This is a genomic window from Deinococcus marmoris DSM 12784, from assembly GCF_000701405.1.
Taxonomy (GTDB): domain Bacteria; phylum Deinococcota; class Deinococci; order Deinococcales; family Deinococcaceae; genus Deinococcus; species Deinococcus marmoris.
In genome coordinates, this window is sequence record NZ_JNIV01000149.1 from 1 (window position 1) to 8077 (window position 8077).

The following is an 8077-nucleotide window of genomic DNA, read 5'->3' on the forward strand; positions in this document are numbered from 1 at the left end:
CGCGGGTCCAGATCATCATGTGTTGCTGGTCGAAGATGGCGCGGGCTTCCATGTCCCTCCTGTGGAGGGACATCCCCCAGGCATTGAAACCATCACGCTCCCGCCCTATTCACCAGAACTGCAACCCGTGGAACGGGCGTGGAATTTGACCGACAGACCACTTGCGAACCGCTGTTTTGATTCTCTAGATGAGCTTCAGGATGTGCTGGGCCGCCAATGTGCCTGGCTTGAAACTCAGCCTGACCTGATCACCCAACACACCTTATTTCACTGGTGGCCGCTCTGCACAAATTAATCGGAATTCGTATTACAGGGGCTTAACACGCCGCACCGCACGATGGGAAGCGAACGTTCCAGGTATAGCCACTCCCCGCCCTCTTCCCCCGGAGGTACTCCCATGACCCAGAATGCCAGTTCCGCCCTTTCCAGCATGCTGCAGACCCACCCGCAGATCGACAAATCACCCTTCGATCTGGCCGCCCTGACCGGGTGCATCGAAGCCTGCTTCGAGTGCGCGCAGGTCTGCACGTCCTGCGCCGACGCCTGTCTGGGCGAGACCGAACATGCTGGGCACCTGACCCACTGCATCCGTCTCAACCTGGACTGCGCCGACATCTGCACCACCACTGGACGCGTGCTGGTGCGCCAGACCCAACCCGAAATGGCCGTGATCCGCGCCCAGCTTCAGGCGTGTCTGGCCGCCTGCAAAGCCTGCGGCGATGAGTGCCAGGGCCACGCCGAGAAGATGGACATGAAGCACTGCGCCATCTGCGCCGAGTCCTGCCGCCGCTGTGAGCAGGCGTGCCATAAGCTGCTGGACGGCCTGAGCGCCTGAACCCCAAGAAGTTCACCGCCGCCTGCCAGAGAACATGCGCTGGTAGGCGGTTTTTCCTGTCAAGGAGTCCGCTATGAACGAATCCATGAACCGTCCGCCTGCGTCTCAAGATTCCGGCAAAAAACCGATGACCAAGATGGGCGGCAGTTATGGCCGCTTTGCGGCCATGATCGCCACGTCCACCGTGATCATGTACGGCCTGATGTACCTGAACACCTCCCAGCTTGACCACGTGTACTACAGCCAGACCCGCATGTGGATGGCGCTGTATATGGGCGCGGTGATGGCCGTGATCATGCTCGGCTACATGCTGAACATGTACAAGAACAGTCGGGTGAATTTGGGCATCGTGCTGGGCAGCATCGCGGTGTTTGCCGGGGCGCTGTGGCTGGTCCGTTCACAGGCCACGGTGGGGGACGTGGCGTGGATGAAGGCCATGATTCCGCACCACTCCATCGCCATCCTGACCAGTGAACGGGCCAACATCGAGGACCCCCGCGTGCGCGAACTGGCCGACGGCATCATCGAAGCCCAGCGCCGGGAAATTGCCGAGATGAAGGCGCTGATCGCGGACCTGGAAGGGAAAGAGTAAATCACCCAGGTCCCTTCCGCAGTCATGATGGGCGGATTACCGCCCATCTCCTTTCCGCAGCCACCCTGCCTGTGTCAGCTCTTTGCCCAGTTCAGAGCCAGACCAGGAAAGCACGCCCAGGTGTCAGGGCACTCACCACAGTGGGGATTCGGAGTTCAACACCTCAGGCATTAGCGCACATCGCTCGGCGGTCACCGAATCCCTTCACGCCAGCAGTTCAATCAGGTACAGAGCGATAAAGCCCAGGAAAAACGCGCTGGTGATCCACGGCGTTTCCTTGACCTCGTGGGCCTCCACCAGCAGTTCTTCGGTCACCAGGTACAGCAGCGCCGCCGCGCCGAACGACAGCACGATTTCCAGCCCCAGCCCCGACAGACCCTGAAGCAGGGTGCCGCCCAGCGTGGCCCCCACGATCACCAGCAGGCTCAGGCCGCTCACGGTCAGGATGCTCTGTCTCCTGGACACTCCACGTTGTCCCAGGCTCGCCGCCACCGACAGCCCCAGGAACAACAGTTCCAGGGTCAGTGCCACCACCAGCAGCGTGCCCACCCGCTCACCCGCGGCGAAGCCCACGCCGATCAGGAGGCCGTCGATCAGAATGTCGATGCCCACCGCCGCCAGCAGCCCGGTGGCGGCGCGCGGTGTGGCCTAGCCGTCAGCCTCCTCCGTTGCCGCTTCAGCCTCTTCGGGAGCCAGCCGCTCGACCAGCGCCCACACGGCCAGCATCACGCCCACGCCCAGCACGAAGCCGATCACCACGCCCAGCACCTGTCCACCCGCCGTGATCTCAGGCAGCAGTTCCCCGGCCACAGCGGCAAAGACGACACCAGCCGCCAGATGCTGCACGAAGCTGCGGACGCGCGGACTGGGCGGGCGGAAACTCGCCACCACGCCGCCCAGAATGGTGGCCAACACTGGAATCAGCGTGAGCAGCAGGATCTGGCTCAGGGCGATCATGGCCCGACGCTAGAGAAGGCCAGGGGCAGGCGGATCAGATCACGCTGTTCTTTTCTTGGCCTTCTCCTGTCCGGCCCAGGAGAAGGTCTCCGGGCTGGAAGTCTTTTAATGGACATGCGTCACCAGTAGAGTCAGCGTAAAGACGCTGCCCTGCGGACTTGAACTCACCGTCAGACTGCCGCCCATGCGGGCGGCCAGACCCCGCGCGATGGTCAGCCCCACCCCGCTGCCGTCGCCGCGTGTACGCGCTGGGTCAACGCGGTAAAAGCGCTCAAAGATCCGGTCCAGGTGTTCTGGGGGAATTCCCCCCCCTGTGTCCATCACCGTAAACAGCACGTCGCCACCCCGGTGCTCGGCGCCCAGGGTGACGTGGCCCCCGCGTGGCGTGTGCCGCAGGGCGTTGCCCAGCAGGTTCGCGAGAATCTGCGAGGCCCGCTCGAAGTCCGCCGTGATCAGGGGCAGCCCTGTGGCTCCAGCCCGAACCAGCGCCACACCGCGTTCCTCGTAGGCTCCGGCAAAGCGCTCGTAAGCGTCCAGTAACAGGGCGCTGGGCGCAAAGTCGCTGGAATGCAACTCCACCGCGCCGGCTTCCACCCGCGACACCACACTCAGGTCCTGGGCCAGCCGTTCCATCGCCGCTGTCTCGCGCAGGATGGCACCCGAGACGGCTTCTGGGGCCATCACGCCGTCCTTCATGGCCTCGGCGTAGCCGCGCAGCGCCGACAGCGGCGTCCGCACTTCATGGGCCACGTTGGAGATCAGCTCCACCCGGCCCTGTTCCACCTGCTGGAGCGCGGCGGCCATCCGGTTGAAGTGCCGAGCCACATCGGTCAGTTCATCCCGGCCTTCTTCCGGCAACCTGCGCTCATAATTTCCTGTGGCGATGGCGTGGCTGCCGTCGCGCAGCAGTTCCACCGATTTCACTACCCGCCGCGCTGAGAACAGCGCGGTCAGCGCAGCCACCACCAGGGCCAGCGGCAGTGAGGCCAGCAGCGCTGCATTCAGGGTGCTGCGCACGCCGCGTTCCAGATCTGGGCGCAGGGACGCGCCGTCCGGGCCGATCAACGTGATCATCTGCTCGACGTGGTGGCGAATGAACGCCGAGGCCAGGGTCTCGCTGATCAGCAGCACCGCGCCCAGCGCAACGCAGATCACCAGCAGGTGAGACAGGAACAGACGGGCATACAGCTTCAGACGATCTCACCTCCCTCCTCGGCCTCCATGAAGCGGTAGCCCACCCCACGCACGGTCTCGATATAGCGGGGCGCCTCGGCGTCGTCGCCCAGCTTGCGGCGCAGCGCCGTGACATGCACGTCCACCACCCGCGCGGTGCTGGGAAAATCGTGGCCCCAGACCCGCTCCAGCAGGCGTTCGCGGGTCCAGACCAGCCCCGGATGCTGGGCGAAGGTGCCCAGCAGGTCATATTCCAGCTTGGACAGCTCCAGCGGCTGGCCCGCCAGGGTGGCGCGGCGGGTGCGCAGGTCCAGCTCCAGTTCGCCGCTGCGGATCTCGTGACGGACCCCTGCGCGCCGCAGCAGGGCGCGCACCCGGGCCATGACCTCGCGCGGACTGAACGGCTTGACCACGTAGTCGTCCACGCCCAGGTCCAGGCTGCGGAGCTTGTCCTCCTCCTCGCCGCGTGCAGTCAGCATCAGCAGGGGAAGGTCAAGGCCCGCCGCCCGGGCCTCGCGGGCCAGGTCCAGACCGCTGACGCCGGGCAGCATCCAGTCCAGAATCGCCAGGTCTGCACGTGGCAGCCATTCACGGGCCTGGTGGCCGTCGGATGCCTGCCAGACCTCGTACCCCTCGCCGCTCAAGTAGGCGTGCAGGATTTCGAGGATGGCGGGGTCATCGTCGACGATCAGGACATTGGGCAAGGGACAGACCTCGTGGAGAAAGAGACGAACACCCCTGAGGATGTCCGTCCAGGCTTGGGTCAGCTTACTTCAGCAGCCACAGCTGGAAATCGTAGATTTCCTGCGCCTGCGCCCGGGCGATGTCACGCGACAGTTTCAGGATGTCTTTGTTCTGCGACTGCATCAGGGCCATGTTCGCCATCATCAGGGCGCTGCCATGGTGGGGCACCATCCCCTTGACGAAAGCCCTGTCCTTGTCGGTGGGCCCGGATTTCCGAATATCCCCCACCATGCCCGTCATCATGCCTTTCATGCCCGCGGCCATCTTGCTGTCCACGCCGCCATAGCTTTTGAGCAGGGTATTCATCTGGGCAATCTCGGTGTTCTGGTCTTTGATGATGGTGGTGGCCCAGGTCTTGACCTGCGCGTTCTTGGTGGTCTTCAGGATCTCGCGGCTCATCTCGACTGCTGCCTGATGGTGGGGAATCATCATCGACAGGAAGGACCGGTCGAAGGCCTTGCCGCTCAGCTTGTCCAGGCCGCCCATCATGCCCATCATGTCGGATACCTGCATGCCGCTGCCCATGCCCATCTGGCCGTGATCCATGCCGCCGTGGTTCATGCCCTTCTGTGCAAAGGCGAGGGTACCCAGGGTGGTGATGGTGAATGCTACTGCGAGTGTCTTTTTCATGTCGTCTACCTCTGCCAGCAAGGCTACTGACACGGTGTTAAGTTCCTGTAAAGCGCCCGGCCTGGGAAAGCCGCAACCTTGATGCCGTGGATTCCTGTCCTCTCCCGTCTGGAGGCCCATCGCCGAACCACATCTGCCTCCGAGCAGCAAGGCCGTCTGGAGCGCCAGGCACCAAGGCCGATCTTCCAGGTGTACTGCACATCGGTGATGCGGCACGGGCAGCCGCCAGGCTGCGGCATACTGCCCGAACGTGACGTGGCACCCGGCCTCCAGCAAGCTCACTCCCAAAAAATTGTCTCCCCTCTTAGGAATTGCCATGATGCTCTCGCCCCGCCAACTTACCCAGGCGACAACCGTGATGCAGCGGCGCCGCGTCCGCCCCACGCCGCGTGTACCGGGATTGCGTCCGCACGTACGCCTGAAATCACAGCCCGGCTGCGGCATCATTGGGATCACGTGACCCCATATCCTGATGTTTCAACACCATCACCTGTGAAAATTCACCCCGGAGTACGACGCCCAGCGCATGGAGCAACATTTCCTGGAACGGGGATGGACCACCACCTCCAGAACCCTGAAGGTCAGCGGAGCCATGCTGGACCAGCCTCCGTGCTACGTCAAAACCTTTGAAATCTGCTTTTACCTGTTCGGGGAAGAGGCTGGGCCTGACACGCTGGTTGTTGCCAGCGAGATCTAGGCTGAGTGCAGCGCAGATGTGGATGCCCCCGGCGGGTGGTGACATGCTGGCTGTGAATCTCAAGCCAGCATGTCATTGGCCCCTGCGTGTAGCAGGGGCTTTTTCTGTTGCATAGCGCAGCATGTCAGTGGGGCTTGCGCAGCTGAGAATGTCATCGTTCTTGGCGACAGGTTCTCGCCCTGACTCCCCCGGTGGCCTGAACGCGTTGCCAGGCCAGGAAGTCACCGGGTCGCGTCTTCTGCGCACGGTGGGGTGCACCATCCAATTGTAGATTTTCCTGCTACAGATCGATGGTGCCCGGGCGAAGTGTCTTGACCCGGTTGAAGGCCGCAGCGCGCCGCTGGCGGGTGGGGGCCATGCCTTCTCAAGGCCGCACGTCGTGCCACCCCATCAGCTCAGGGTGAGCCTGTCGTTCACCTCGTGCTGATGTGACCCCGGTAGACGTAGCTTCCGTCAGCCACGATGTCCTTGAAGTCGAGACGTCCGGTGGCACCGGCGAAGCCCCCGGTTCCGCTGCCCGCCACCAGGGGGTGCTGGCAACGTCCAAAGATTTCCGTGCCGTCCGGAGCGAACTTACCCTCGAATTTGTAGGTTGTCGTGAACACGCCGACGGGCCCGCCATTCAGGCGGCCGACGAAGACCTCCCGGCCGGTTTCCAGATAGATACCGCTCGGTGTCGTCTTGAAAGAGTCGATCTCCGTGTACCAGCAGCCTTGCAAGCTGCCACTCAGAAGCAGCGGCGGGTAGTCCGTAAAGCCGCTATAGCCGGCAGGCTGCGTCGGGCAAGTTGGCGCGTTCACGAAGACCGCGGTCCCCGAGATCTGGATGTTCTTGACGCCCAGGGCGCTCAGGGCAGAGGGAGCCGGCTGAACTGCAAGTTCGGTGGTTCCACAGGCGGTGAGCGCGCTCAGGGTAAGGGCCGCAGCAATGGCGCGGGTGTTCATGGGTGATCTCCTGTGGACCTGCGTGGCAGGCCATCCGCCGAAAGCACTGGCTTTCGACGGGTCGGGCACCGGCGCCGCCGACGCCGGGCTGGTGCAGGGCAAGGCGGACAGAGCAGCCGTCAGAATCGCATTCGCACTCAAGAATTCACCAAAACCCTCTCTCCTGAACCCGGAGAGAGGGGTGAGTGATCAGAAGGTTACTTTTCAGACCGTTCCTGTCCGATGATCATCGCCTGCACGGCGTAGCTGTACCCCGTGGCGAGATTGCTCAGGGTCAGGGTGCCCATCTGGCGCACGGCCTGGGTCTTGACGCTGCGCGAGACTTTCAGACCGATGACGCCCGCAGCGTGCGAAGGGCGCAGACTGACAGTGACATTGCCCGGCAGGTCTCCCACCGTCAGCACCATCGTCCGGGCATCACCCAGCGCCATCATCACTTCAGCGGGCAGCGCGACGCCCTGCCAGGCGCATTCGGTGCTCAGGTGATCGTAGCCCAGACCGTCTCCCGTTCTGGAATTGGCCACCACCGTGGCCAGTGGCATCGTCGCTGCGACGCCCATATTCATTGCATTCAGGGCGGTCAGGGTCAGCAGGACGCACAACATCTTTTTCATGGCGGTTCTCCTTGACAGGTAGAAAGAGTGCGGGGAAAGGTGGGGAGACAGACAGCGGACGTTGACGATCCAGGGAGGCGGTGGCGCGTCTGTGTGCCGGGCCTTGCGGGGCATGACGTCCACCGCTTGGTTGGAGACAGCGGGGTGCAGGGACCTCCAGTCCAGGCGAACACCTCTGCGCCGGCTCCTGGCTCCGCTGACCCCGGCTTCACCGGGATCAAGGCGTGGCCAGGAGTTCGTTCCAGCGCACCTGGCCGTCCATCTCCGCTGCCGAGAACGCGTTGTCCGCCGCCTGCCATCCCGAGAACGCCACGACGGTGGTCTGGCGCTGCGGGTGGTACCACACCCCAGTCATGACGGCGTCCGCGCCCAGGTGCGAACGCCTGGAGACGTACCCTGCCTGGCTCAGCATGGTCCCCAGGGCCTGCATGCGCTGCTCGCACTCGGCGAGCTTCAGCCCCGTTGCGGACATGGCGGTCAACTGGTTACCGAGGGTCTCAGCGGGGGCAGCCTGTCTCCCCAGCGCCCCGGGTGCGCCCAGCAGCCCCAGGGTGAGTAGCGCGACGGACAGGCGGCGGGCCAACGGGTGGACTGTAGGCATGATGCGTTCTCCTGTGCAGGGCAGACCTGCCGCCGCGCCTCTCGTTCCAGACGGAACCAGGGACGGCGTGAAGAGAGACGGGTGAACGATGCCGCAGACCTGGGGAGCCGGGTGCCCGGCTCCTGCCTGATCTCAGCGCTGGGCTGATGTCCCCAGGGTGCGCGTTTCCAGTTCAAAACACATCGGGAGAAGTAAGTACGGCGCGGGCAGGTGACCCTGGCAGAATGATGTAGACCCCCCCCCATTCGGAAGCGGGATGTCGCAAGGAAAAAGCCAGCAGACATCTGGCT

The 8077-nt window shown here is 63.8% G+C and carries 12 protein-coding genes; 4 read left to right on the plus strand and 8 right to left on the minus strand.

Translation table 11 applies throughout. The features are described from left to right. From Q319_RS26575 to Q319_RS0121585, 3 genes are all read left to right on the plus strand, one after another. On the plus strand, positions 1-295 hold a 295-nt coding region (locus Q319_RS26575), incomplete at its 5' end, for a transposase (RefSeq protein WP_211252403.1). Positions 296-397: 102 nt separating this feature from the next. Then, the gene (locus tag Q319_RS0121580) at positions 398-835 is read left to right on the plus strand and encodes a four-helix bundle copper-binding protein (protein ID WP_029484482.1); all 438 of its coding nucleotides are present in this window, start codon (positions 398-400) and stop codon (positions 833-835) included. 73 nt (positions 836-908) lie between these two features. Further along, entirely contained in the window at positions 909-1427 is a 519-nt protein-coding gene (locus tag Q319_RS0121585; RefSeq protein ID WP_211252404.1) for a DUF305 domain-containing protein, read from the plus strand. A gap of 204 nt (positions 1428-1631) precedes the next feature. On the opposite strand, the gene Q319_RS28845 is transcribed toward Q319_RS0121585, so the two are convergent. The 5 genes from Q319_RS28845 to Q319_RS0121605 all read right to left on the minus strand — a co-directional run bounded on the left by Q319_RS28845 (position 1632) and on the right by Q319_RS0121605 (position 5249). Continuing rightward, a complete protein-coding gene (locus tag Q319_RS28845) occupies positions 1632-2039 on the minus strand; it encodes a ZIP family metal transporter (RefSeq protein ID WP_245619430.1) in 408 nt (135 codons plus the stop codon). Between the two features lie 36 nt (positions 2040-2075). Next, positions 2076-2384 (minus strand): ZIP family metal transporter, encoded by a 309-nt coding sequence (locus Q319_RS28850; protein ID WP_245619431.1) that lies wholly within the window; start codon positions 2382-2384, stop codon positions 2076-2078. A gap of 105 nt (positions 2385-2489) precedes the next feature. Next, positions 2490-3578 (minus strand): sensor histidine kinase, encoded by a 1089-nt coding sequence (locus Q319_RS0121595; RefSeq protein ID WP_029484484.1) that lies wholly within the window; start codon positions 3576-3578, stop codon positions 2490-2492. Next, on the minus strand, positions 3575-4261 hold the full coding sequence (locus tag Q319_RS0121600) for a winged helix-turn-helix domain-containing protein (RefSeq protein WP_029484485.1): 687 nt from the start codon (positions 4259-4261) through the stop codon (positions 3575-3577). Before Q319_RS0121600 ends, Q319_RS0121595 begins: the two co-directional genes overlap by 4 nt. 64 nt (positions 4262-4325) lie before the next feature. Further along, positions 4326-5249: a DUF305 domain-containing protein gene (locus tag Q319_RS0121605; RefSeq protein WP_245619432.1), complete on the minus strand. Its 924-nt coding sequence runs from the start codon at positions 5247-5249 to the stop codon at positions 4326-4328. Between the two features lie 208 nt (positions 5250-5457). Here Q319_RS0121605 and Q319_RS27590 point away from each other — a divergent pair, with 208 nt between their 5' ends. Continuing rightward, a complete protein-coding gene (locus Q319_RS27590; protein ID WP_156039530.1) occupies positions 5458-5628 on the plus strand; it encodes a hypothetical protein in 171 nt (56 codons plus the stop codon). A gap of 413 nt (positions 5629-6041) precedes the next feature. On the opposite strand, the gene Q319_RS0121615 is transcribed toward Q319_RS27590, so the two are convergent. From Q319_RS0121615 to Q319_RS0121625, 3 genes are all read right to left on the minus strand, one after another. Further along, on the minus strand, positions 6042-6572 hold the full coding sequence (locus Q319_RS0121615) for a hypothetical protein (protein ID WP_029484487.1): 531 nt from the start codon (positions 6570-6572) through the stop codon (positions 6042-6044). 197 nt (positions 6573-6769) lie between these two features. Further along, on the minus strand, positions 6770-7186 hold the full coding sequence (locus Q319_RS0121620) for a hypothetical protein (protein ID WP_029484488.1): 417 nt from the start codon (positions 7184-7186) through the stop codon (positions 6770-6772). A 217-nt stretch (positions 7187-7403) separates the two neighbouring features. Further along, positions 7404-7787, minus strand: coding sequence for a hypothetical protein (locus tag Q319_RS0121625; RefSeq protein ID WP_029484489.1), 384 nt, complete (start codon positions 7785-7787; stop codon positions 7404-7406). Between the last annotated feature and the right edge of the window lie 290 nt (positions 7788-8077).

Excerpts from the sequence above, each read along its gene's own strand:
- Q319_RS0121620 (WP_029484488.1), bottom strand. The coding sequence starts at position 7,186 with ATGAAAAAGATGTTGTGCGTCCTGCTGACCCTGACCGCCCTGAATGCA.
- Q319_RS0121585 (WP_211252404.1), top strand. The coding sequence starts at position 909 with ATGAACGAATCCATGAACCGTCCGCCTGCGTCTCAAGATTCCGGCAAA.
- Q319_RS27590 (WP_156039530.1), top strand. The coding sequence starts at position 5,458 with ATGGAGCAACATTTCCTGGAACGGGGATGGACCACCACCTCCAGAACC.
- Q319_RS0121615 (WP_029484487.1), bottom strand. The coding sequence starts at position 6,572 with ATGAACACCCGCGCCATTGCTGCGGCCCTTACCCTGAGCGCGCTCACC.
- Q319_RS28850 (WP_245619431.1), bottom strand. The coding sequence starts at position 2,384 with ATGATCGCCCTGAGCCAGATCCTGCTGCTCACGCTGATTCCAGTGTTG.
- Q319_RS0121625 (WP_029484489.1), bottom strand. The coding sequence starts at position 7,787 with ATGCCTACAGTCCACCCGTTGGCCCGCCGCCTGTCCGTCGCGCTACTC.
- Q319_RS0121580 (WP_029484482.1), top strand. The coding sequence starts at position 398 with ATGACCCAGAATGCCAGTTCCGCCCTTTCCAGCATGCTGCAGACCCAC.
- Q319_RS0121605 (WP_245619432.1), bottom strand. The coding sequence starts at position 5,249 with ATGGCAATTCCTAAGAGGGGAGACAATTTTTTGGGAGTGAGCTTGCTG.